Below are 22,977 nucleotides of genomic sequence, written 5' to 3'. Positions count from 1 at the left end.
CCATGGCCGGGGGCGGCGCCGCGTCACTGCATGTTGATGATCACGCTCTCCTGCCACATGCGCGGCAGGCGCTTGGAGGTCGCTTCCCAGGCCTGGCCGTCCCTGATCGGCTGGGCCTTGGCGTACTGCTCGTTGGGCAGCAGCTTGGCCTTGACCTCGGCCGGCAGGTCCAGGTGCTCGGCGCGGATCGGCCGGGCATTGCCCTTGGCCAGGTTGATCTGCCCGGCGTCGCTGAAGATGTACTCGCGGGCCAGCTTGGCGGCGTTGGGGTGCCTGGCGTACTTGTTGATGATGGTGGTGTAGCCGGAGATCACCGAGCCGTCGGAGGGGATCAGCACCTCGAAGCGGCCGGGGTCGATCTGGTCGCGGTAGCTCAGGCCGTTGAAGTCCCAGACGATGCCGACTTCCACCTCGCCCTTCTCCAGGGTGTTGATCACCGGGTTGGTCAGCGACAGGCGGCCCTGCTTGGCCAGCTGGGCGAAGAACTCCAGGCCCGGCTTGACGTTCTTCTCGTCGCCGCCGTTGGCGATGGCCGCGGCGAGCACGCCGTTGACCGCCTGGGCCGCGCTGCTGACGTCGCCGATGGTGACCTTGTACTTGCCCTTGAGCAGGTCGGCCCAGCTGCGCGGCACGTCCTTGACCAGCTGCTTGTTGACGATGAAGGCGATGGTCCCGGTGTAGGCCAGGGCCCAGTGGCCGTCCTTGTCCCTGGCCCACTCCGGGACCTGGTCCCAGGTGCTGGGCTTGTAGGGCTGGCTGACGTCCTGCTGCACGGCGATGGGGCCGAAGGCGGCGCCGACGTCGCCGATGTCGGCGCTGGCGTTCTCGCCCTCGGCCTTGAACTTGGCCAGTTCCTGGGCCGAGCTCATGTCGGTGTCCATGTGCTTGAGCCCGTACTTGCTCTCCAGGTCCTTCCAGGTGTCCTTCCAGTTCGCCCAGCTGTCGGGCATGCCCACGCTGTTCACCTGGCCTTCCTTGCGCGCGGCCTGTTCCAGCGCCTGCAGGTCGGCCTCGGCGGCCATGGTCGTCGCGCTGCCCAGGGCAATCGCGGTTCCCAGCAGTGAAGCAAGCAAGCGTTTCATTCGGTGCTCCTTCGGTCATCGGGTTCTGGCATTGGGGGCCGCGCCCCGGTCGGGCGTGGCGCGTCGCTGGTCTAGATCAGCAAGACCCAGGCCAATCTACGAAGCGGGCATGACAATTTCGTGTCCGGGCGCCGGCATGCGGGTCGGCAGGCAGCACCCGGATACAGCCTAGACCATGCACAAGACCTTGATGCGGCTGGGCTATGCTGTGGCGCGGAGCTGGCATGGGGCCTGCTTGCCATGGCACTGTCACCGGACGGTCACCGTGGATTCCTACAGTGGAAAGGGTTACCGGTTGCGGTGAAGTGCCCCAGGTTGGGGCTGGTCTAGTCCAAGAGAGGGAAACAGCATGCGCGACGAGGCGCTACCGACGGTGACGGCGATCTGCCGGGCGCTGCTGGAACAGATCGACAGCGGCCTGCTGCCGGCCGGCGGCAAGCTGCCGGCGGAGCGGCGCCTGAGCGAGCTGTTCGACACCACGCGCATCACCCTGCGCGAGGCGCTGACGCAGCTGGAGGCCCAGGGCCTGATCTACCGCGAGGAGCGCCGCGGCTGGTTCGTCTCGCCGCCGCGGCTGCTGTACAACCCGCTGGTGCGCAGCCACTTCCACGCCATGGTCGCCGGCCAGGACCGGGTGCCGGCCACCGAGGTGCTGTCGGCGCGCCAGTTGCCGGCCAGCCCGGCGATCTGCGCGCACCTGGAGCTGCCGGCGCTGTCCAGCGTCTACCAGATCCGCCGCGCCCGGCGGGTGGACGGGCGCCTGGTGCTGTACGTGGAGCACTACCTGAACCCGGCCTACTTCCCCGGCATCCTCGACTGCGACCTGCGCCAGTCGCTGACCGACCTCTACGCCAGCCGCTATGACATCCGCTACGGCCGCGTGCGCTTCGACATGGTGCCCACCGCCCTGCACGGCGAAGCGGCCAGCGCCCTGCGGGTGGCCGAGGGCAGCCCGGCACTGCGCATCACCCGCATCAACCGCGACCAGCACGGCCGGGTGATCGACTGCGACCTGGAGTTCTGGCGGCACGATGCCATTCACGTGAGCGTGGAGGTGCCGGATTGAGGGAAGGGCTCTTCGTAGGAGCGAGCAAGCTCGCTCCTACGAAGAACCAAAGTCAGCCCTGGCGTTCCGGATTCCACTCCGGATAGGCCGGGACCTCCGCGCTGTCGGTCAGCCAGGGACGGTCGTGGGAGGTCCAGATGTGCCGGGCCGGTTGTGCGCCCGGGTCGTCGTCGAGGGTGCCTACCCGGAGGATGACATGGGGCTGGCCGGCGCGCTCGGCGACCAGTTGGCTGCCGCAGCGCGGGCAGAAGCGTCGCAGCTTGCCGGGGGAGGATTCGTAGGCGGCGACCAGTTCCTCCCCGCGGGTCCAGCGGAAGTGTTCGCGCAGGACTCCGGCAGTAGTGGCGTAGGCCGCCGCGTGGGCCTTCTGGCAGGTACGGCAGTGGCAATGCGCGATCGGCATGTCCAGGCCATCGACCTCGTAGCCAATGGCTCCGCACAGGCAACTGCCTTTCAGGCTCATGGTTTTTTCCTCAAGGCAGCTCGGCACTGCCATAGAAAGCCCCCAGCACCTTGGCCAGGTAGCGCAGGTCATGGCTGCCGGCCAGCTCGCGGATGCTGTGCATGGCGAAGGTCGGCAGGCCGATGTCGACGGTGCGCACGCCCAGCTGGCTGGCGGTGATCGGGCCGATGGTGGAGCCGCAGCCCATGTCGCTGCGGGTCACGAAGCTCTGCACCGGCACCTCGTTCTCCAGGCACAAGTGGCGGAAGTAGCCGGCGGTCTCGCTGCTGGTGGCGTAGCGCTGGTTGCTGTTGACCTTGATCACCGGGCCGCCGTTGAGCAGCGGGCCGTGGTTGCCATCGTGCTTGTCGGCGTAGTTGGGGTGCACGCCGTGGGCGTTGTCGGCGGAGACCAGCAACGAGCGCTGGATCACCCGCACGAAGGCGTCGCCGTCGGGCAGCAGGCGGCGCAGCACCTGTTCCAGGAAGGGGCCGTCGGCGCCACAGGCCGAGCAGGAGCCGACCTCCTCGTGGTCGGTGCAGACCAGCACCGCGCTCTGCTCGTCGCCGCTGGCCAGCAGGGCCTCCAGGCCGGCGTAGCAGGACAGCAGGTTGTCCAGTCGGGCGCCGGCGATGAACTCGCCGCCCAGGCCCACCACCGCGGCGCGCTGGGTGTCGTAGAAGCTCAGTTCGTAGTCGAGGATGGCGTCGGCGATGATGCCGTGCTCGTTCTGCAACTGCTCGCCGAGCAGGTCGCGGAAGTCGCGGGTTTCGCCGGCGGCCAGTTGGGCAAGGATCGGCGGCAGTTCGGTCTGGGCGTTGATCGCCCAGCCCATGTTGGCCTCGCGGTTGAGGTGGATGGCCAGGTTGGGGATCACCGCGATGGGCGCGCGGAAGTCGACCAGGCGGCTTTCCACCTTGCCGGCCAGGCGGAAGGTGACGCGGCCGGCCAGGGACAGGTCGCGGTCGAACCAGGGCGCGAACAGGGCGCCGCCGTAGACCTCGACGCCCAGCTGCCAGTAGCCCTTGCGGGCCAGTTCCGGGTTCGGCTTGACGCGCAGGCAGGGGCTGTCGGTGTGCGCGCCGACCAGGCGCAGGCCATGCTCCAGCGGCGCGTTGCGGCCGAGCTTGAAGGCGATCAGCGAGGAGTCGTTGCGCGTCACGTAGTAGCGCCCACCGGCCTCGGTGCGCCAGGCGTCACGCTCGTCGAGGCGCTGGAAGCCGCCCTCCTCGAGGCGCCGGGCGAGGCTGGCGGTGGCGTGGAACGGCGTCGGCGAGGCCGCGAGGAAATCGATCAGGCCCTGGTTGAGATCTGCACGCATGGGAAACTCCGGACAACGATGGCGGAAGTTTATCGCAAATGGTGGGGGCGGCGGGGTTGTGGCAATGCCAGCGGGGATTCATCGCGGACTCCGTCCGCGATTCGCGCGCAGGGCGCGCTCCTACAGGGGAATGGTGTGGGTGGGGTGGCGAGCGGATCTCATCCGCGAATTGTGCTGATACGTCCGGCTATCGCGGACAAGGTCCTACGGGGAAATGCCGTGCATCCCAGCGGACTGTAGGAGCGGGCCCTGCCCGCGATTTCGCGCGCAGGGCGCGCTCCTACATGGGGAATGGTGTGGGTGGGCAGCGTAGGCGCGGATCTTATCCGCGAACCGCGCCGGAACCTCCGGCTATCGCGGACGGAGTCCGCTCCTACGGGCGCTGTGCCACCACCGCGAAGATATGCCAATGCTTGACGCCACCGACGGCGGTCCTGCCTTGCCACTCGTGTTCCTCGAAGCGCAGCGTTTCCCAGCCTTCGAAAAGGGCATGCGCGGCTGCGCGGGTGTGGAAGCTCATGCCATCGCGGCCATGCCACTGGTCGCGCTCGCCGAAGAAGTGGCCGGCGAACAACCCGCCACGCCCCAGGGCGGCCTCGATGCCTTGCCACAGGCGCGGAAAATCGGCGGGCGGGCAGAAGGGCAGGGCGAAGCTGCTGTTGATCAGTTGTGCCGTGGGCAGGGCGATGTCCTGGAAACGTTCGCAGCGGGTTTGCAGGCGTTCGGTCTGGCCTGTGGATAAACCGTCCATTAGGTGCCGCAGGCCGTCGGCGTTGCAGTCGACCGCCTGCACCCGCCAGCCCCGACGCAGCAGTTCATGGGTGTCGCGCCCGGAGCCGCAACCCAGGTCGAGGGCCAGGCCGGGTGCGTCGTGCCAATGCTCCAACGCTTGCATCAGCGACGGATGGGGCGGGGCGCCGCGGGTTGCCTGGTGGAAGTCTTGCCGGTCCATGGCTGCCCTTGCTCAGAAAGGCGCCAGCGACTCGAAGCGCAGGCGCTCGCCGGTCTGCGGGTGGGTCAGGCACAGCAGGCTGGCGTGCAGGCACAGGCGGTCGCGCAGGGTGAGGGCTTCGCCTTCGGCGTAGAGGCGGTCGCCGAGCAGGGGGTGGCCGATGGACAGCATGTGCACGCGCAGTTGGTGCGAGCGGCCGGTGATTGGCGTCAGCTCCATCCGGGCGTACTGGCCGCAGCGTTCCACCACGCGCCAGAAGGTCAGGGCGTGGCGGCCGTGCTCGTGGTCGACGATGTGCCGCGGCTTGTTCTCCGGGTCGTAGCGCAGCGGCAGTTCGATGCGCCCGCTGTCCAGCTCCGGCTCGCCCCAGCACAGCGCGGTGTAGGCCTTTTCGGTCTCGCGGTCGTGGAACTGCCGGGACAGCTCGCGGTGGCTGTCGGCGTCGCGGGCCAGGACCATCAGGCCGGAGGTTTCCCAGTCCAGGCGATGGACGATGCGCGCTTCCGGGTAGCCGTTGTCCTGCAGGCGGGTGACCAGGCAGTCCTTGTTGTCCTCGGCGCGGCCGGGCACCGAGAGCAGCAGGGTGGGCTTGTTCACCACCAGCAGGGCGGCGTCCTGGTGGACGATCTGGATGTTCGACAGCGGCATGGGGCCTCGGCAGCGGCTGGAAATGACTGCGGCGGCCGAGGCCGCCGCAGTTCGCTCCGGAACGATCAGCGTTCCGGCAGCGTGATGTTGAGTTCCAGGATCGAGCAGCTGCCCTGGTTGGCCAGTTCCACCTGGACCTGTTCCTGGTCGATCGGCACGTACTTGCGGATGACTTCCAGCAGGTCTTTCTGCAGCTGCGGGAGGTAATCCGGTTGCGAGCGGTTGCCGCGCTCGTGGGCGACTATGATCTGGAGTCTTTCCTTCGCGATGGAAGCGCTGTTCGGCGCTTTCCGGCTGCGAAAGAAGTCTAAAAGGCTCATTCACGTCCTCCGAACAGTCGTTGCAGGAATCCTTTCTTCTGCACATCGAGGAACCGATGTGGCATCTCTTTGCCCAGCAGGCGGTCGACCGCGTCGCTGTAGGCCTGGCCGGCGTCGCTCTGCTCGTCGAGGATGACCGGCACGCCCTGGTTCGAGGCCTTGAGCACGGCCTGGGACTCGGGGATCACGCCCAGCAGGCGGATCGCCAGGATTTCCTCGACGTCTTCCACGCCGAGCATCTCGCCCTTGGTGACGCGCTCGGGGTTGTAGCGGGTCAGCAGCAGGTGTTCCTTGATCGGCTCCTCGCCCTTCTCGGAGCGCGCCGACTTGCTGGCCAGCAGGCCGAGCATGCGGTCGGAGTCGCGTACCGAGGAGACTTCCGGGTTGGTCACGACTATCGCCTCGTCGGCGAAGTACATGGCCAGGTGGGCACCCTTCTCGATGCCGGCCGGGGAGTCGCAGATGATGTATTCGAAGTTCTGCTTGAGTTCTTCCATGACCTTGCCGACGCCTTCCTGGGTCAGGGCGTCCTTGTCACGGGTCTGGCTGGCGGCCAGGACGAACAGGTTCTCGAGGCGCTTGTCCTTGATGAGGGCCTGGGTCAGCGTGGCTTCGCCGTTGATGACGTTGACGAAGTCGTAAACCACGCGGCGTTCGCAGCCCATGATCAGGTCGAGGTTACGCAGGCCCACGTCGAAGTCGACGATGACGGTCTTGTGGCCGCGCAGGGCCAGGCCGGTGCCGATGGCGGCGCTGGTGGTGGTTTTACCGACGCCACCCTTACCGGAAGTGACTACGAGGATCTTGGCCAAGGTGATTCACCCCAAAGAAAAAACGAAGAGTTCTGGTCCCTGAAATTCGCGGCAGTATCCGTTAAAGGCGGGTGATGTTCAACACGTCTCCCGACAGGCTGACGTGTACCGCCTGCCCCCATTGCGGACTGCGCCTAAGGTCTTCTGCAACCTTGTAATTCCCGGCGATCGAGACCAGTTCGGCGCCCAACTGCTGACAGAAGATTCGCGCGCTGGTGTCGCCCTTGACGCCGGCCAGGGCACGGCCGCGCATCGGACCGTATACGTGGATGTTGCCGTCGGCCAGAAGTTCCGCACCGGGGCTCACGGGGGCCAGGACGATGAGGTCGCCGCCGGCGGCGTAGATCTGCACGCCGCCGCGCACCGGGGTGGTCACCAGCTTAGTCGGACGGACGGCCGGGACGGAGGGCTCGGCAGGCTTTTCAGGGGCTTTTTCAGGCGCCTTGTCCGCCGTCTTTTCGCTGGCCTTGTCGATGGCTTTCTCGACCACCGGTTCGGCCAGCTTCTCGCTGCGCGGGCGGCGCACTATGCCCTCGGCCGGGGCGGCAGCGGCGGCGTCCTTCGGCTCCAGCGGGCGGTCGCGGGAGCCGGACGGCGGCAGCACCGGGATGTCCAGCATGGTCGCCAGGCGCAGGTCTTCCTCGCGGTTGGCGCGGATGGCCAGGGTACGCAGGCCGTGGCGGCGGCAGATGTCCAGCACGCCCTGCAGGTCGAGCTGGCCTTCGCCGCCGGGCAGCTTGTCCAGGGCCAGGACCAGGGGGGTGTCGCGGAAGAAGTTGGGAGCCTGGGCGACCTTGTCGGCGAGCTGACGGTCCAGGCGCGACAGGTCGTTGTGCGCCAGTTCCAGCACGGTGACGGCGAGCATGCTGCCCTTGAGCTGGAAAACGGGATCTTGGTCGAGGAGGTCGGCTTGGCTCATGGTCGCACTGCATCGCTAAATGGCCTCGACTTATAGCGAACCCTCCCGGCAGCCGCAAGCCTGGCGCGGGGCCAGGTGCGATAGTGGCACCGGGGCGGCGGCGCAAAGGCGGCGCTCGCGGTAGAATGCCGCCTTTGCCCGTCATTTCCGGAATCGTTCATGGACCGTCCCCGCTTTCGCACCGCCTTCCTCCATCCGCGCCACTGGCCGCTGTGGCTGGGCCTGGGCGCGCTGTGGCTGGTGGTGCAGCTGCCCTATCCGGCGCTGCTGGCGCTGGGGCGCGGCCTGGGCGCGGTGATGTACCGCGTGGTCGGCAGCCGCCGGGCGATCGCCGCGCGCAACCTGGAGCTGTGCTTCCCCGAGTTGTCCGCCGCCGAGCGCACCCGGCTGCTCAAGGCCAACTTCGCCTCCACCGGCATCGCCTTCTTCGAGATGGCCATGAGCTGGTGGTGGCCGCGGGCGCGCCTGGCGAAGCTCGCCCATATGGAAGGCCTGGAGCACCTGCGCCAGGCCCAGGCCGAAGGCAAGGGCGTGATCCTCATGGCCATGCACTTCACCACCCTGGAGATAGGCGCGGCGCTGCTGGGCCAGGTGCAGACCATCGACGGCATGTACCGCGAGCACGACAACCCGGTGTTCGACTACGTGCAGCGCCGCGGCCGCGAGCGGCACAACCTGGACGCCACCGCCATCGAGCGCGAGGACGTGCGCGCCATGCTCAAGGTGCTGCGCGCCGGGCGCGCCATCTGGTACGCCCCGGACCAGGACTACGGCGCCAAGCAGAGCCTGTTCGTGCCGCTGTTCGGCATCCAGGCCGCCACCGTCACCGCCACCACCAAGTTCGCCCGCCTGGGCCGCGCGCAGGTCCTGCCGTTCACCCAGACGCGCCTGGCCGACGGCTCCGGCTACCGCCTGGTGGTCCACCCGCCGCTGCGGGACTTCCCCGGCGAGAGCGAGGAGGCCGATTGCCTGCGCATCAACCGGTGGGTGGAGGCGGAGATCCGCCAGCAGCCCGAGCAGTACCTGTGGGCCCACCGACGCTTCAAGAGCCGCCCGGAAGGCGCGCCGAAGCTCTACGACAAGCGCTGAGTGCGGCGGCGGGCTTTACCGCGGCGGCCGGCGCTGCATACTGAAAAGCGCAGGACGCATCCAGGACTCCCGTCGTGACTGAATCCGCCGAGCCGCAACCGAACCCCCGCACCGACCGTGCCATCACCGGCCTCATCCTCTCCGGCGGCGGTGCCCGCGCCGCCTACCAGGTGGGCGTGCTGGCGGCCATCGCCGAACTGCTGCCGGAGGGGGCGGCCAATCCCTTCCCGGTCATCGTCGGCACCTCGGCCGGGGCCATCAACGCCGTGGGCCTGGCCTGCGGCGCGCTGTCCTTCCGCGAGGCCATCCACAGCCTGACGCGGGTGTGGAAGGGCTTCCACACCGGCCAGGTGTACCGCGCCGACTTCACCGGGGTGCTGGGCCAGGCCCTGCGCTTCCTTGGCCACAGCCTGCTGGGCCTGGGCCGGCGGCGGCCGGTGGCGCTGCTCGACAGCACCCCGCTGCGCCACCTGCTGGCCCGCGAGATGGACTTCTCCGGCATCAGCGCCGCCCTGCAGCAGCGCAAGCTGCGCGCCGTGGCGGTGACCGCCTTCGGCTACGACTCCGGGCAGGCGGTGACCTTCTACCAGGGCCGCGCCACCATCGAGCCCTGGCTACGCCACCGGCGCATCGGGGTGCCGACGCGGCTGCACCTGGAGCACCTGCTGGCCAGCTCGGCGATCCCGCTGCTGTTCGCCCCGGTGCGCATCAAGCGCGAGTATTACGGCGATGGCGCGGTGCGCCAGCAGGCGCCGATCAGCCCGGCGCTGCACCTGGGCGCCAACCGCGTGCTGGTGATCGGCGTCAGCGGCAACCCGGCGCGCAACGGGCCCGACGAAAGCGCCGTCGGCGAGGGCAGCGAGCGCCCGCCGAGCCTGGCGCAGATGGGCATCCACCTGCTCAACAGCACCTTCATCGACAGCCTGGAAGGGGATATCGAGGTGCTGCAGCGCGTCAATTACCTGGGCTCGCTGGTGCCGCAGGAGCGCCGCTGCCACGAGGCCGGGCTGCGCGAGGTGGAGGTGCTGCTGGTATCGCCGTCGCGGCCGCTGGACGAGATCGCCGCCCGCCACCGCAAGGAGCTGCCCTGGGCGGTGCGCCTGTTCCTGCGCGGCCCGGGCGCGACGCGGGCGAGCGGGGCGGGGGTGCTGAGCTACCTGCTGTTCGAGCGCGGCTATTGCCACGAGCTGATCCGCCTGGGCTACAAGGACGCCATGGACAAGCGGGCGGAGCTGGTGCGCTTCCTCGGGCTGGAGGAGCATTGCCTGTAAGGGAGGATCGCGGACGGAGTCCGCTCCTGCGAGCGTGCCCGACCGTAGGGCGAATAACCGTTCGCGGTTATCCGCCGTTGGCCGTGCTACTGGGGCGTCCGGCGTGGCCGGTGAATCCAATCGCGGACGGAGTCCGCTCCTACGACGGTGCTTCCTGGAACCGTAGGAGCGGACTTTGTCTGCGATCATGGCGGATAACGCCGTAGGCGTTATGCGCCCTACGAACTATTGCGAACGCGGGGAGCCAGGGTTCGCGAGCAAGCTCGCTCCTACGAAGAGCACCTCGGCACGACCCGCCTACAAGGTGCAGGAGAAACGCCGTCGCAGGGCGCGGATTCCATCCGCTATCCCGCGGCTCAGACCGCCAGCACCCCGTCGCGGTAATCGCGCAGGGCCTGTTCGATTTCCTCGCGGCTGTTCATCACGAAGGGCCCGTACTGCACGATGGGTTCGCGCAGCGGCTTGCCGGCCAGCACCAGCACGCGCGCGCCCTGCTCGCTGTGCAGCTTCACCGCGTCGCCCTCGCCCAGGCGCGCCAGGCGGTTGGTACCGACTTCGCCGCCGCGCTCGGCCTGCACCTGCAGGCTGCCTTCGTAGACGTACAGCAGCGCCTGGTGGCTGCCCGGCAGGTTGAGGCCGATGTCGGCGCCGGCCGGCAGCTTCAGGTCGTAGTAGTGCGGCTCGGTGTCCGGGCGCTGCACGGCGCCGTCGAGCTGCACCTGGCCATCGTCGAAGCGCCCGGCGATCACGGTCGCTTCCACGCCGCCGGCGGTGGTGGTGCGCGGGACGTCTTCCGGCTCGATGTCGCGGTAGCCGGCCGGGCCGAGCTTGCGCTTGCCGGGCAGGTTCAGCCACAGCTGGAAGCCGCGCATGGCGCCTTGCTCCTGCTCGGGCATCTCGCTGTGGATGATGCCGTGGGCGGCGGTCATCCACTGCACGCCGCCGGGCTTGAGCAGGCCCTCGTTGCCCAGGTGGTCGCGGTGGCGCATGCGCCCTTCGAGCATGTAGGTCACCGTCTCGAAGCCGCGGTGCGGGTGGTCGGGGAAGCCGGCGATGTAATCGTCGGGGTTCTGGGTGTCGAACTGGTCGAGCATCAGGAAGGGATCGAAGCGTTCGATGCCCGGGCCGCCGATCACGCGGGTCAGGCGCACGCCGGCGCCGTCGGAAGCGGGGCGGCCGATGTGCAGGTCGATCAGGTTGCGCAGCTGGGTCATGGTGGACCTCCTCGTTCAGGCATGGAGGCCATGATAGTCCCAGGAACTGGATGGATGGTTGCGAGTTTTGCGGGTTGAATATCGAATTGTTCGATATTCAACCCGCGTGCTCATTCGCCGATCTGCAGCTTGCGCGACTCGGTATAGAAGTAGCGCAGCTTCTCGTACTCGAAGGGGGTGTTCATCTGCCCGTAGCGGAAGCTGTTGCTGTAGCGCCGGTCGATGACCTGCAGGGTGGGGATTTCCCAGTAGTCGCCGCTGGCGCTGGCCACGCCCAGGTAGTCCACCTGCTGGCCGGCGACGAAGTCGGTGACCAGCCCGCCGGTGTCGCGCAGGTTGGACGGGCCGAGGATCGGCAGCATCAGGTAGGGGCCGGCGGGCACGCCGTAGAAGCCGAGGGTCTGGCCGAAGTCCTCGGTCTGCCTGGGCAGGCCCATGCGGGTGGCCGGGTCCCACAGGCCGAGCACGCCGAAGGTGGTGTTGAACAGCAGCCGCGCGGTGGTGTTCATCGCCCGCTTGCCCTTGAGCTGCAGCAGGCTGTTGAGCAGGCTCGGCACCTCGGCGATGTTGCTGAAGAAGTTGCTCACGCCGCTGCGCACGAAGCGCGGGGTGACGTATTCGTAGCCGTGCACCACGGGCAGGAACACCCACTCGTCGAAGCGGTAGTTGAAGTGGTAGACGCGGCGGTTCCACGACTCCCAGGGGTCGTAGACGTTGAGTGCGCTGAGGGTGGCGCGCTCGAACTCGCGCTGGTCCAGGCCGGGGTTGAACTTGAGGGCGTCCAGCGGGTGCTTGAAGCCGTCGTCGTCGGGCGCCAGCTGCACCTGCTTGGCGGCCGAGGGCGGCACGGCGGGCGCCGGGCCGAGGTCGGAGGCGTTGTCGGCGTGGGCCAGGCCGCAGCCCAGCAGCAGGGCGAGCAGCCAGGGGGATCGGCGGGTCATCTAGCGCTTTCCTGTGTCGGCGGCGGCCTGCAGCGTGGCGTCCTGGCCGCGGAAGAAGTTCAGCATGTCCTGGGCGTTGACCCGGTAGTTGAGGTTGCCGCAGTGGCCGCCCAGCGGGTACAGCGTCAGCCGGTCGCCGAAGGTGCGGCGCAGGAAGCCGATGTCGCCGGGGCCGAGGATGACGTCGTCGGCGTTGTGCATCACGGCGATCTTCGGGCTGTCGTGCAGGTACTGCTGCAGGGCGTACAGGCTGGTCTGCTGGATCAGCTGCGGCAGGCTGCCGCCGCCATGGCGCTTGCGCCACATGGGGATCAGCTGCTCGACCATGTAGCAGTCGAAGTCGCATTGCAGGGCGCGCTTGAAGAAGGGCTCCAGGCTGGTGCCCTCGTTGATCGGGTAGTGCGGCGGGGTGACCAGCCCGCGCTGGTTGATCAGGTCCGAGGTGAAGGCGATGTCGGCCGAGGAGAAGCGGAACACCGTGCCGATCAGCATGGCCATCTCTTCGTTGGTCAGGTGTTGCCTGGAGTGCTGGAAGTCGTAGAGGAAGGCATCGTTGAGGTCGATGTAGCCCTTCTGCTGGAAATAGCGCGTCAGCTTGCCGAGCACCAGCTGGTAGTAGGTCCGGGAGTCGGTGATGCCCTTGACCTGGGTCTGCACCAGGCGGTCCAGGTTGCTCACCGAGGTGTAGAGGTTCACTGGCGGGTTGAGCAGCAGCACGCGCTTGAAGTTGAAGCTGCGGCGGGTTTCGTCGAGGTGGCTGACGAAGGCCGCGTGCAGGGCGCCGAGGCTGTAGCCGGTGAGGTAGTAGTCGGTCACCGGCAGGCTCGGGTGCTGGGCGCGCACCGCCTGCATCACCCGGTACAGGTCGTCGGCGTCGTCGGGGCTGTAGCCGGGGGTGGCGCGCATCGAGGCGCCGGCCATGAAGTCCCAGCTGGTCGGCGAGGAAATCTGCACCACGTGGTAGCCGGCGCCGTAGAACAGGCGCTTGAGGTACTCGGGCGTGTTGCTGAGGTAGCTGGCGCCGGTGCCGGCGATGATGAACACCAGCGGCGCCGGGTGGTCCTGGCGGGCCAGCCGGTAGTGCAGCTTCTTCACCGGCCAGAAGTTGTCCGGCAGCTCGAACTCGCGCTCCGGGCGCAGCTTGAGGGCGTAGTCCTGCTGGTCGATGTCGGCGGGGTCCGGCAGCTGCGGGCGCAGCTCCACCGGGGTGGTGGCGATGGTCGCTTCGAAGGGGTTGCCCAGGGGGTAGCCGTAGCTGGCCGGGTCGACATCCCTGGCGAGCGCCGGGCCTGCGAAGCCCATGACGAGGCTGCCGAGCAGGGCAGCCACGCGCGTAAGCAGAGGCATGGGGTGGATTCCTTTCAGGGGGACGCGAAATGCAGTGAAACCGAGCACTCTGACAAGCGCAAGTGCTTCAAGTGCTGTAGGACGAGTCAGAAATCCACTCCGGCGGTCGTTCAGTCGCGCCGGCCGAGGCGGGCGAGGGCGTCACCGGCCAGGCGGTAGACGGTCCATTCGTCCATGGGCTCGGCGCCCAGGCTGCGGTAGAAGCCGATGGCCGGTTCGTTCCAGTCCAGCACCGACCACTCCAGGCGCCCGCACTTGCGCTCCACCGCCAGGCGCGCCAGCTCGCTCAGCAGCGCCTTGCCCAGGCCCAGGCCGCGGGCGCTGGGGCGCACGTAGAGGTCTTCGAGGTAGATGCCGGGCTGGCTGAGCCAGGTGGAGTAGTTGTGGAAGAACAGCGCGAAGCCGGCGCCGACGCCGTCCACCTCGCCGATCAGCACCTCGGCGTAGGGGCGCGGGCCGAACAGGTGTTCGTGCATGCGCCCGGCGTCGGCCTTGTTCTCGTGGGACAGGCGCTCGTAGTCGGCCAGCTCGGCGATCAGCTCGAGGATCAGCGGGACGTCGTCGGGGCGGGCGGGGCGCAGCTGGATGCGGGGCATGCTCATCTCCTGGTGAAGCGGACCGCCGAGCATGCCGTGCCGGCCGGGGGGCTGGCAACCTCGGCGGCCGTCGCTGCGCAACCGCTCGGCCCGCGCCCGCTCGCAGGAACCGCCGCCGCCGCCCTCGCGGCGGCATGCCCCGCGCCCCTTGCATCGGCCCCCGCGCTGGTTATGCTGGGCGCCCTTCGCCTGCGGAAGTGGCGCCATGCCCCATCGTTCGTCGCTGATCCTGCTCTGCCTCGCCGCCCTCTGGCTGGCCGCCTGCTATGGCGTGCGCTTCGGCCTGCTGGAGAACGCCGGCTGGGTGGACGTGTGCGCCGAGGACGCGTCGCTGCGGGCCTGCCAGGCGCGCTCCGGGCTGGGCCTGCTGATTCATTTCGGGGTGTTCGGCCAGGCGGCGCTGGCGGCGTCGGTGCCGGCCTTCCTGGTTCCCGGGCGCATCGGTTGGTGGCTGGCGGCGCTGGCGCTGTTCGTCGGCCTGCTGGCGCTGGTGTTCTACAGCGTGAGCATGGCGGTGTTCGCCGTGGTGCTCGCCGGGCTGCGCCTGGTGCGCCAGCCGCGCCCGGCGCGGGCCTGAATCAGGCGGCCGGTGCCGGGGCCGCGGCGGCCAGGGTGTTTTCCTGGCGCAGGCCGCGCCACAGGGCCGCGCCGAGCAGCAGCGCGACCCCCGCCCAGGTCAGCGCCTGGCGGTTGTCCAGCCCTTCCAGCAGCAGCTGCGGGACGATGCCGGCGACTACCAGCAGCGCCAGCAGGCCGGCCTCGCGGCGCGCCGCCGCCACGGGGCGGCAGAGGTAGACCAGCGCCGGGAACAGCAGCGCCGCGTTGGGGAAGTTGCGGTAGCGCGCGTCGAACACCAGGGCCAGCATCCACACCGCGCCGGCGAAGCCGCTGGCCAGCAACCACCAGCCGCCGCGCGCCTCCAGCCAGGCCTGCAGGCGTGCACGCCAGCCGGCGCCGGCGCCCAGCGCCAGGGAGAGGTGCGCCAGCACCAGCAGGTTGAGCAGCGCCAGGTAGGCCGCCCACAGCCACTCGTCGAGGAAGGTGCAGATCACCTGGGCCTGGGCGCCCCACAGGCCGACGCAGGCGGCGCCGAGGGCGGCGGCCAGGGGCTGCAGCAGGGCGTCGCGGGCGCGGGCCGGGCGGCCGCCGAGCAACAGCGCGGCGCCCCACAGGGCCAGCGACAGGCCCAGCCAGCGCGGCCAGTCCGGCTGGTTGGAAACCGGCCCGGCGAGCACGTTCTTGTCCTGCCGGTCGGCGTCGAACAGGCCCCAGTAGCCGCCCACCGCGCCCTCGATGCGGCGCTTCCACGGCTGGTCGAAGGCCTCGATCAGGTTGTAGCGCCAGCCGTGCTCCTCGGCCAGGCGCACGAAGCCGCGGATGTAACGGGCCTCGTTGACGCGGCTGGGCAGGGCGGTCTGGCGCTGGCGGCCCTCGCTGGGCCAGCCGGTCTCGCCGATCAGGATGGCCTTGCCGGGGAAGGCGTGGTCGAAGCGCCGGCGGATGTCCGCGACGTGCTCCAGGGCGCCGTCGATGCCGCTGGGCTGGTTGTCCCAGTAGGGCAGCAGGTGCAGGGTGATGAAGTCGACGCCGGCGGCCAGCTGCGGGTGCTTCAGCCAGTACTCCCAGACCTCGGCATAGGACACCGGCTGGCGCACCTGGCTCTTCACCCGCGCCAGCAGGCCCTCGAGGTACCTGCTGGTGACCTCCTGGCGCAGCAGCGTCTCGTTGCCGACGATCACCGCCTGGACCACGTCGGGGTAGGCGTTGGCCGCCGCCACCAGCTTCTGCACCTCGCGCTCGCTGTCGGCGGGGATGGCGTTGATCCAGGCGCCGAGGATCAGCTTCAGGCCGTGCTTGCGCGCCAGTTCGGGAATGCCTTCCAGGCCGCTCATGGAATAGGTGCGCACGCAGCCGAAACGCGTCGCCAGCAGCGCCAGGTCGGCGTCCATCTGCGCCGGGCGCAGGGTGAAGGGCTGGTCGAAGGGCGACTGGTCCTTGCCGAAGGGGCTGTAGGAGGCGCACTGCAGCTTGTGCGCGGGGCCGGCCGCGTCGGGCAGGACGATGGCGCGGCCCTGCAGGTACCAGGTGGCGCAGAGGGCCAGGGTGGCCAGGAGCAGGCCGAGACAGTAGGCTGAAAAAGGATGGCGCTGGAATCTGGGCATGGGCGCGGTGCTTTCGAGCAGGTCGCGCATCTTAGCAATGCCCCGGCTCCGGCGTCTGCGCAGACGAGCGTGGGATGGCTCTCTGGCATCAAGGGTGGACGCGAGCATGTCGCAAATGCTCCGTGGTTGTCGCAATCAGGCAGTCGTTGTCGCGTACCGGCAGGTTGCGCGTCGTTCTCGGAGCAGCCCGCCGGCCCCTCGCGCAGATGATGGAGGGGCGGCCAAGACCGTCCCGGAGCGCTCGTTCCGGTGAACCTAGAACAAGGGGAGACTCTTTATGCGAATGATGCGACGACTGTTGGGCCTGGGTGCGGGGCTCGTGCTGTCGGCGGCAGCGGGCCTGGCCGGTGCGGCGGCCAAGCCGGAGATCACCATCGGCTACGTCGATGGCTGGTCGGACAGCGTGGCCACCACCCATGTGGCCGCCGAGGTGATCCGCGAGAAGCTCGGCTACCCGGTCAAGCTGATGCCGGTGGCGGCCGGGATCATGTGGCAGGGCGTGGCCCGCGGCAAGCTCGACGCCATGCTCTCGGCCTGGCTGCCGGTGACCCACGGCGCCTACTACGCGAAGATGAAGGACCAGGTGGTCGACCTGGGCGTGAACTACCCGGGGGCGAAGATCGGCCTGATCGTGCCGGAGTACGTCAAGGCCAACAGCATCGAAGACCTCAAGGCGATGAAGGACGACTTCGGCGGCCGCATCGTCGGCATCGACGCCGGCGCCGGGGTGATGCTCAAGACCGACCAGGCGATCAAGGACTACGGCCTGGACTACAAGCTGGTGGCCAGCTCCGGCAGCGGCATGATCGCCGAGCTGACCCGCGCCGAGAACGACAAGAAGGCGGTGGCGGTGACCGGCTGGATCCCGCACTGGATGTTCGCCAAGTGGAAGCTGAAGTTCCTCGAGGACCCGAAGAAGGTCTACGGCGAGGAGGAGCACGTCGACAGCGTGGCCAACCCGGCACTGGAGAAGAAGGCCCCGGAAGTCTGGGCGCTGCTGAAGAAACTGCAGTGGAAGGACGGCGCCGAGATCGGCCAGGTGATGCTCGCCATCCAGGACGGCGCCAAGCCCGAGGAGGCTGCCAAGCAGTGGGTGGCCAGCAACCCGGAACGGGTCAAGGAGTGGACGCAGTAAGCTGGCGCGGGTCGTTCCGGGGCTGTTGCCCGGTTCGATCCGGGGTATGACGAAAGCCGCTTTCCTCCAAGGGGGAAGCGGCTTTTCTGTCTGGGCGTTCGGCGCGGCCGGTGAGTCCAATCGCGGACGGAGTCCTACCCTGCCGGGGGGCACTGCTCGCTCCTACGAAGAGCACATCGGCGCAGCCGGCAAGACAGTTGCTCCTACGCCTGCACCCGACCGTAGGGCGAATAACCGTTCGCGGTTATCCGCCGCAGGCTCCAGCGCCGGAGTCGAGGGCAATGGCGGATAACGCCGTAGGCGTTATGCGCCCTACCTGTCCGACATTGCCTTCGCGCCGTGGCCGAAGGCTCTATCCCGCACCTTCCAGCCCGCTACGACTAAAGTCGTCTGGAGGCCTTGCACCAGAGTCCTAAAGTGGGGATCGACGACATCCGCGTCATCCCCCGCTGTGAGGACAAGAACAAAATGAACGACAGCATCTACCAGCGGATTGATACCAATCCGCGCTTCAAGGAACTGGTGGCCAAACGCGAGCGATTCGCCTGGCTGCTCTCACTGATCATGCTGGGCCTGTACGTGGCCTTCATCCTGCTGATCGCATTCGAACCGCAAGTGCTGGGCGCCAAGGTGAGCCCCGATTCCTCGGTGACCTGGGGCATTCCCATCGGCGTCGGGCTGATCGTGTCCGCCTTCGTCCTCACCGGCATCTACGTGCGCCGCGCCAATGGCGAGTTCGACCGCCTGAACCAGGAAGTCCTGAAGGAGATCCAGCAATGATCGCCCGCCTGTTCGCGGCCCTCGGCCTGGCCGCCTTCGCCCCCGCCCTCTGGGCCGACGCCCTGACCGGCGACGTGCAGCGCCAGCCGATCAACGTCTCGGCGATCGTCATGTTCGTCGCCTTCGTCGGCCTGACCCTGTGCATCACCTACTGGGCGTCCAAGCGCAGCAAGTCGGCTGCCGACTTCTACACCGCCGGCGGCAGCATCACCGGCTTCCAGAACGGCCTGGCGATCGCCGGCGACTACATGTCCGCCGCGTCCTTCCTGGGGATTTCCGCGCTGGTGTTCGCCTCGGGCTACGACGGCCTGATCTACTCCATCGGCTTCCTCGTGGGCTGGCCGATCATCCTCTTCCTGATCGCCGAGCGCCTGCGCAACCTCGGCAAGTACACCTTCGCCGACGTGGCGTCCTACCGCCTGAAGCAGAAGGACATCCGCACCCTGTCCGCCTGCGGCTCGCTGGTGGTGGTGGCCTTCTACCTGATCGCGCAGATGGTCGGCGCCGGCAAGCTGATCGAGCTGCTGTTCGGCCTGAACTATCACGTCGCGGTGGTCCTGGTCGGCATCCTGATGGTGCTCTACGTGCTGTTCGGCGGCATGCTCGCCACCACCTGGGTACAGATCATCAAGGCCGTGCTGCTGCTGTGCGGCGCCTCCTTCATGGCGATCATGGTGCTCAAGCACGTCAACTTCGACATCAGCGCGCTGTTCTCCGAAGCCATCAAGGTGCACCCCAAGGGCGAGGCCATCATGAGCCCCGGCGGCCTGGTGAAGGACCCGATCTCGGCCTTCTCCCTGGGCTTCGCGCTGATGTTCGGCACCGCCGGCCTGCCGCACATCCTGATGCGCTTCTTCACCGTCAGTGACGCCAAGGAAGCCCGCAAGTCGGTGTTCTTCGCCACCGGCTTCATCGGCTACTTCTACATCCTGACCTTCATCATCGGCTTCGGCGCCATCGTGCTGGTGAGCACCAACCCGGCCTTCAAGGACGCCGCCGGCGCCCTGATCGGCGGCAACAACATGGCCGCCGTGCACCTGGCCGACGCCGTGGGCGGCAGCCTGTTCCTGGGCTTCATCTCCGCGGTGGCCTTCGCCACCATCCTCGCGGTGGTCGCCGGCCTGACCCTGGCCGGTGCCTCGGCGGTGTCCCACGACCTGTACGCCAGCGTGATCAAGGGCGGCAAGGCCAACGAGAAGGACGAGTTGCGCGTGTCGAAGATCACCACCGTCGCCCTGGGCGTGGTCGCGATCGTCCTCGGCGTGCTGTTCGAGAAGCAGAACATCGCCTTCATGGTCGGCCTGGCCTTCTCCATCGCCGCCAGCTGCAATTTCCCGGTGCTGCTGCTCTCGATGTACTGGAAGAAGCTGACCACCCGCGGCGCCATGATCGGCGGCTGGATGGGACTGATCACCGCGGTGGTGCTGATGATCCTCGGCCCGACCATCTGGGTGCAGATCCTCGGCCACGAGAAGCCCATCTACCCGTTCGAATACCCGGCGCTGTTCTCCATGGCCGTGGCCTTCGTCGGCATCTGGTTCTTCTCCATCACCGACAAGTCGGCGGCGGCGGACGAGGAGCGCGCACGCTTCTTCCCGCAGTTCATCCGCTCGCAGACCGGCCTGGGCGCCAGTGGCGCGGTAGCCCACTGATGCCTCGCGGCTGACCCTGACGAAGCCGGAGGCCCGCCTCCGGCTTCGCCTTTTACGCACTGCCACAAGGGGCTCGCGATGCCCGAGAGCTTCAACTTCTCCGCGCCGCCGTTCGACCAGCTGCGCGCGAGCGAGCGCCAGGCCTTCGCCGAGGCCCTGAGCGTCGCCTACTACACCAGTGGCGAGACCGTGCTCGAAGCCGGCGCCGCGGTGCCCTGCCTGTTCATCGTGCTCAAGGGCGTGGTGGAGGAACGCGGCGAGGACGGCAAGCTGTTCGCCCAGTACGCCGGCGACGACCTCTTCGACATCCGCGGGCTGTTCTCCGGCAGCAGCAAGCACGCCTACCGCGCGGTGGAGGAGAGCATCCTCTACGAACTGCCGGCCAGCACCTTCCACCAGCTGTGCGGCGACAACCCCGGCTTCGCCCGCTTCTTCCAGGCCGACCTCGCGGCCAAGCGCCAGCTGGCGCGGCGCGACGGGCAGAACCTGGCCGAATTCATCCTCACCCGCATCGCCCGCGAGCACCTGCTGCCGGCCCTCGAGGTGGACGCCGGGCTGCCCCTGGGCGACGCCGCGCGCCTGCAGCTCAGCCACGGCGCCGACGCCCTGCTGGTGCGCAGCGCCGGCGAGCTGGGCATCGTCACCCGCACCGACCTGATGCGCGCGCACTTCCGCGACGGCCGCGCCGAGGACGAGGCCATAGGCCCGCTCGCCCACGGCCCGCTGGCCAGCGTCGAGCTGGGCGACTTCCTGTTCGACGCCATGATCCTCATGACGCGCCTGCGCATCGAGCGCGTCGCGGTGCGCGAGGACGGCGAGGTGGTCGGCCTGCTGCACCTGACCCAGGTGCTCAGCCTGTTCTCCACCCACTCCCACGTGCTGGCGCTGCGCATCGCCCGCGCCGAGACCGAGGAGGAGCTGCGCGCCGCCGCCGAGACCCTGCACACCCTGATCGCCACCCTGGCCGGCAACGGCATCCGCCTGCGCTTCATCATGCAGCTGGTCGGTGCGCTCAACGAGCAGTTGCTCGAACGTCTCTTCGAACTATTGATACCGCCGCCGTTGCGCAGCCGCTGCTGCCTGGTGGTGATGGGCAGCGAAGGCCGCGGCGAGCAGTTGCTCAAGACCGACCAGGACAACGCCCTGATCCTCGCCGACGACTTCCCCCGGGAGCAGGCCCTGGCGCTGATGCAGCGCTTCAGCGATGCCCTGCTGGCCTGCGGCTACCCGCCGTGCCCCGGCGGCGTCATGGCCAGCCATGCGGACTGGTGCAAGCCGCTGGCGGCCTGGCAGCGCGAGCTGAACACCGCGGCCCTGGAGGGGCGCCCGGAGCAATTGCTGCGCCTGTCGATCCTCGCCGACGCCTGGCCGGTGGCCGGCAACCGCCAACTGTTCGAGAGCCTGCGCCAGGGCCTGCTGGGCTTCGCCGCGGACGGCGAGCGCTGGCTGGCGGACATCGCCGTGGCGGCCCTGCAGTTCGACACGCCGCTGACCTTCCTCGGCCAGTTGAAGACCCGCGAGGAACACCTGGACATCAAGCGCGGCGGCATCTTCCCCATCGTCCATGGCTGCCGCGTGCTGGCCCTGCGCGAGGGCCTGGAGGTCCGCGGCAGCCTGGCCCGGCTGGAGGCGCTGCAGGCGCGCGGGGTGCTCGACGAGGGCCTGGCGGAGAATCTCGCCGAGGCCTTCGAACTGTTCCTGCAACTGCGCCTGACCCAGCAACTGGCCGGCGAGCGCGACGGCCGCCAGCAGGGCCTGGACGTGGCCCGCCTGAGCCGCCACGAGCGCGACATGCTGCGCTTCGGCCTGCACGCGGTGAAGAAATTCAAGCAGAGCCTGGAAAGGCAGTTCCACCTGGAGAGCCGATGAACGCCCTGGTGAAGATTCCCGACCAGCACTGGTCCGGCTGGCGCCGCCGGCTGTACTGGTACCTGCATGCCCCGGAGGAGGCCGAGGAAATCGTCTCCCTGGACCTGGAGACCACCAGCCTCGACCCGCGCAAGGCGGACATCCTGAGCATAGGCGCGGTGCTCATCCGCCGCGGCAAGCTGGTGCTCGGCGAGCGCCTGGAACTGCTGGTGGAGCCGCCGGCCAGCCTCGACGGCGAATCGATCCGCATCCACAAGCTGCGCCGCGCCGACCTCGAAGGCCAGTTGCCGCTGGACGAGGCGCTGCGCCGGACGCAGGCCTTCATCGGCGACCGCCCGCTGCTGGGCTACTACCTGTCGTTCGACGTCGCCGTGCTGCGCCGCCACCTGCGCGAGCGCCTGGGCGAGGCCCTGGTCAACCCGCGCATCGAGGTTTCCGCGCTGTACCAGCGCAAGATGGCGCGGCGCTACCCGGACCTGCACCTGGACCTGCGCTTCGACACCCTGGCGCGCACCCTGGGCATCCCCGTGGAAGGCCGCCATACGGCGCTGGGCGATGCGCGCAGCGTGGCGCTGATGTTCCTGCGCCTGCGCAAGGGCTCGCTGCCCGACCTGCAGCACTGAGCGCCGGGCCCGCGGCGCAGAAAAACTGAATCCCGGCGCAGCGGCGCCAGTCCCAATAGCAGGTGGGCAGCCCCGTGCGCTGCCCGTTCCGCGGACGCGGGCCAGCAGCGCAGGCCCGCCGCCCGACTGCCTACGGGAGGCGCACCATGGGAACCATTCTGCTGGTCATCCTCATCCTTCTGCTCATCGGCGGCCTGCCGGTGTATCCCTATTCACGCAGCTGGGGCTACGGGCCCTCGGGGATTCTCGGCGTGGTCCTGGTGGTGTTGCTGGTCATGCTGTTGCTGGGCTACGTGTAGCGTGAACCCTTCGCGGTTCACCGCAGGCCGGTGGGGCGCAAAGTGATCCAGGACACAGCCGGGCATTCCTCCACGTCCTACCATGATGGCCTTTTGGGGGACGGGGGAAAGGGAATGCTCGGAGTCGTACTGGTCGCCCTGGGCAGCCTGTGGCTGCTCGGCCAGTTGTTCAGCGGCCTGGTGGCGCTGCCGGCGGCGGACTGGCTGGCGCGGGAGAGCGATCCGCAACGCTACTGGCAGTTCGTCTACTTCGCCCCCGCCCTGTTGCTGGCGCTGGGGGCCTTCCTGCTGCGCTACCGCGTGCACTCGTTCGCCGGCCTGCGCCGCGAGAAGGTCAATTGCGCGACCTTCCTGCTGATCTTCGCGGGCGTCGCCCTGGTCCTCGGGAAGCTTTCCTGCCTGCTTCTTCCATTGTTCTGAAGGCCGCGTCCGCCCTG

The 22,977-nt window shown here is 68.6% G+C and carries 24 protein-coding genes; 11 read left to right on the top strand and 13 right to left on the bottom strand.

Annotation, left to right across the window (positions count from 1 at the left end; genetic code table 11):
- Window positions 1-23: 23 nt before the first annotated feature.
- Window positions 24-1,082: an ABC transporter substrate-binding protein gene (locus CHC02_RS19445; RefSeq protein ID WP_089393082.1), complete on the bottom strand. Its 1,059-nt coding sequence runs from the start codon at window positions 1,080-1,082 to the stop codon at window positions 24-26.
- Window positions 1,083-1,431: 349 nt separating this feature from the next.
- Here CHC02_RS19445 and CHC02_RS19440 point away from each other — a divergent pair, with 349 nt between their 5' ends.
- Window positions 1,432-2,148 (top strand): UTRA domain-containing protein, encoded by a 717-nt coding sequence (locus CHC02_RS19440; protein WP_089393081.1) that lies wholly within the window; start codon window positions 1,432-1,434, stop codon window positions 2,146-2,148.
- Window positions 2,149-2,200: 52 nt separating this feature from the next.
- Here CHC02_RS19440 and CHC02_RS19435 read toward each other — a convergent pair whose 3' ends face one another.
- The 7 genes from CHC02_RS19435 to minC form a co-directional block, all read right to left on the bottom strand.
- Complete coding sequence (locus tag CHC02_RS19435; RefSeq protein ID WP_089393080.1) at window positions 2,201-2,611, bottom strand: GFA family protein; 411 nt, start codon at window positions 2,609-2,611, stop codon at window positions 2,201-2,203.
- A 10-nt stretch (window positions 2,612-2,621) separates the two neighbouring features.
- The gene (locus tag CHC02_RS19430; RefSeq protein ID WP_089393079.1) at window positions 2,622-3,911 is read right to left on the bottom strand and encodes a M18 family aminopeptidase; all 1,290 of its coding nucleotides are present in this window, start codon (window positions 3,909-3,911) and stop codon (window positions 2,622-2,624) included.
- A gap of 373 nt (window positions 3,912-4,284) precedes the next feature.
- Window positions 4,285-4,863, bottom strand: a complete 579-nt coding sequence (locus CHC02_RS19425) for a class I SAM-dependent methyltransferase (protein WP_089393078.1) — start codon at window positions 4,861-4,863, stop codon at window positions 4,285-4,287.
- 12 nt (window positions 4,864-4,875) lie between these two features.
- The gene (locus tag CHC02_RS19420) at window positions 4,876-5,511 is read right to left on the bottom strand and encodes an RluA family pseudouridine synthase (RefSeq protein WP_089393077.1); all 636 of its coding nucleotides are present in this window, start codon (window positions 5,509-5,511) and stop codon (window positions 4,876-4,878) included.
- Between the two features lie 65 nt (window positions 5,512-5,576).
- Window positions 5,577-5,831: a cell division topological specificity factor MinE gene (minE, locus tag CHC02_RS19415; protein ID WP_009620516.1), complete on the bottom strand. Its 255-nt coding sequence runs from the start codon at window positions 5,829-5,831 to the stop codon at window positions 5,577-5,579.
- Window positions 5,828-6,643 (bottom strand): septum site-determining protein MinD, encoded by an 816-nt coding sequence (gene minD / locus CHC02_RS19410; protein WP_009620514.1) that lies wholly within the window; start codon window positions 6,641-6,643, stop codon window positions 5,828-5,830. The genes minE and minD overlap by 4 nt, the downstream gene beginning before the upstream one ends.
- Before the next feature lie 61 nt (window positions 6,644-6,704).
- Window positions 6,705-7,562 carry a septum site-determining protein MinC gene (gene minC, locus CHC02_RS19405; protein WP_089393076.1) on the bottom strand — a complete coding sequence of 286 codons (858 nt, stop codon included), beginning with the start codon at window positions 7,560-7,562 and terminating at the stop codon, window positions 6,705-6,707.
- A 159-nt stretch (window positions 7,563-7,721) separates the two neighbouring features.
- Here minC and CHC02_RS19400 point away from each other — a divergent pair, with 159 nt between their 5' ends.
- Window positions 7,722-8,651: a lipid A biosynthesis lauroyl acyltransferase gene (locus CHC02_RS19400; RefSeq protein WP_089393075.1), complete on the top strand. Its 930-nt coding sequence runs from the start codon at window positions 7,722-7,724 to the stop codon at window positions 8,649-8,651.
- 122 nt (window positions 8,652-8,773) lie between these two features.
- On the top strand, window positions 8,774-9,922 hold the full coding sequence (locus CHC02_RS19395) for a patatin-like phospholipase family protein (protein ID WP_089393140.1): 1,149 nt from the start codon (window positions 8,774-8,776) through the stop codon (window positions 9,920-9,922).
- Window positions 9,923-10,278: 356 nt separating this feature from the next.
- Here the strand turns inward: CHC02_RS19395 and CHC02_RS19390 are convergent, their stop codons facing one another.
- The 4 genes from CHC02_RS19390 to CHC02_RS19375 form a co-directional block, all read right to left on the bottom strand.
- Complete coding sequence (locus tag CHC02_RS19390) at window positions 10,279-11,136, bottom strand: pirin family protein (RefSeq protein WP_089393074.1); 858 nt, start codon at window positions 11,134-11,136, stop codon at window positions 10,279-10,281.
- 110 nt (window positions 11,137-11,246) lie between these two features.
- Window positions 11,247-12,077 (bottom strand): MlaA family lipoprotein, encoded by an 831-nt coding sequence (locus CHC02_RS19385; protein WP_089393073.1) that lies wholly within the window; start codon window positions 12,075-12,077, stop codon window positions 11,247-11,249.
- A complete protein-coding gene (locus tag CHC02_RS19380; protein ID WP_089393072.1) occupies window positions 12,078-13,424 on the bottom strand; it encodes an alpha/beta fold hydrolase family protein in 1,347 nt (448 codons plus the stop codon).
- Window positions 13,425-13,534: 110 nt separating this feature from the next.
- Window positions 13,535-14,020 carry a GNAT family N-acetyltransferase gene (locus tag CHC02_RS19375; RefSeq protein WP_089393071.1) on the bottom strand — a complete coding sequence of 162 codons (486 nt, stop codon included), beginning with the start codon at window positions 14,018-14,020 and terminating at the stop codon, window positions 13,535-13,537.
- A gap of 205 nt (window positions 14,021-14,225) precedes the next feature.
- On the opposite strand from CHC02_RS19375, the gene CHC02_RS19370 reads away from it, so the two are divergent.
- Window positions 14,226-14,597 carry a hypothetical protein gene (locus CHC02_RS19370; RefSeq protein ID WP_089393070.1) on the top strand — a complete coding sequence of 124 codons (372 nt, stop codon included), beginning with the start codon at window positions 14,226-14,228 and terminating at the stop codon, window positions 14,595-14,597.
- 1 nt (window position 14,598) lies between these two features.
- Here CHC02_RS19370 and CHC02_RS19365 read toward each other — a convergent pair whose 3' ends face one another.
- Window positions 14,599-16,212 carry a glycoside hydrolase family 17 protein gene (locus CHC02_RS19365; RefSeq protein ID WP_425262411.1) on the bottom strand — a complete coding sequence of 538 codons (1,614 nt, stop codon included), beginning with the start codon at window positions 16,210-16,212 and terminating at the stop codon, window positions 14,599-14,601.
- Between the two features lie 247 nt (window positions 16,213-16,459).
- Here CHC02_RS19365 and CHC02_RS19360 point away from each other — a divergent pair, with 247 nt between their 5' ends.
- From CHC02_RS19360 to CHC02_RS19330, 7 genes are all read left to right on the top strand, one after another.
- Window positions 16,460-17,317 (top strand): glycine betaine ABC transporter substrate-binding protein, encoded by an 858-nt coding sequence (locus CHC02_RS19360; protein ID WP_089393068.1) that lies wholly within the window; start codon window positions 16,460-16,462, stop codon window positions 17,315-17,317.
- 468 nt (window positions 17,318-17,785) lie between these two features.
- On the top strand, window positions 17,786-18,097 hold the full coding sequence (locus CHC02_RS19355; RefSeq protein WP_089393139.1) for a DUF485 domain-containing protein: 312 nt from the start codon (window positions 17,786-17,788) through the stop codon (window positions 18,095-18,097).
- Entirely contained in the window at window positions 18,094-19,749 is a 1,656-nt protein-coding gene (locus CHC02_RS19350) for a cation acetate symporter (protein WP_089393067.1), read from the top strand. Before CHC02_RS19355 ends, CHC02_RS19350 begins: the two co-directional genes overlap by 4 nt.
- Before the next feature lie 78 nt (window positions 19,750-19,827).
- Window positions 19,828-21,618, top strand: a complete 1,791-nt coding sequence (locus tag CHC02_RS19345) for a DUF294 nucleotidyltransferase-like domain-containing protein (RefSeq protein WP_089393066.1) — start codon at window positions 19,828-19,830, stop codon at window positions 21,616-21,618.
- Window positions 21,615-22,241, top strand: coding sequence for a 3'-5' exonuclease (locus CHC02_RS19340; RefSeq protein ID WP_089393065.1), 627 nt, complete (start codon window positions 21,615-21,617; stop codon window positions 22,239-22,241). Before CHC02_RS19345 ends, CHC02_RS19340 begins: the two co-directional genes overlap by 4 nt.
- Before the next feature lie 146 nt (window positions 22,242-22,387).
- Window positions 22,388-22,540: a DUF3309 family protein gene (locus CHC02_RS19335; protein ID WP_009620484.1), complete on the top strand. Its 153-nt coding sequence runs from the start codon at window positions 22,388-22,390 to the stop codon at window positions 22,538-22,540.
- Window positions 22,541-22,654: 114 nt separating this feature from the next.
- Window positions 22,655-22,960, top strand: coding sequence for a hypothetical protein (locus CHC02_RS19330; RefSeq protein ID WP_089393064.1), 306 nt, complete (start codon window positions 22,655-22,657; stop codon window positions 22,958-22,960).
- The last annotated feature ends 17 nt before the right edge of the window (window positions 22,961-22,977 follow it).

This window comes from Pseudomonas delhiensis (genome assembly GCF_900187975.1).
GTDB lineage: Bacteria > Pseudomonadota > Gammaproteobacteria > Pseudomonadales > Pseudomonadaceae > Pseudomonas > Pseudomonas delhiensis.
The sequence above is the reverse complement of the archived record's forward strand: the minus strand, read 5'-3'. Positions and strand labels throughout refer to the sequence as shown.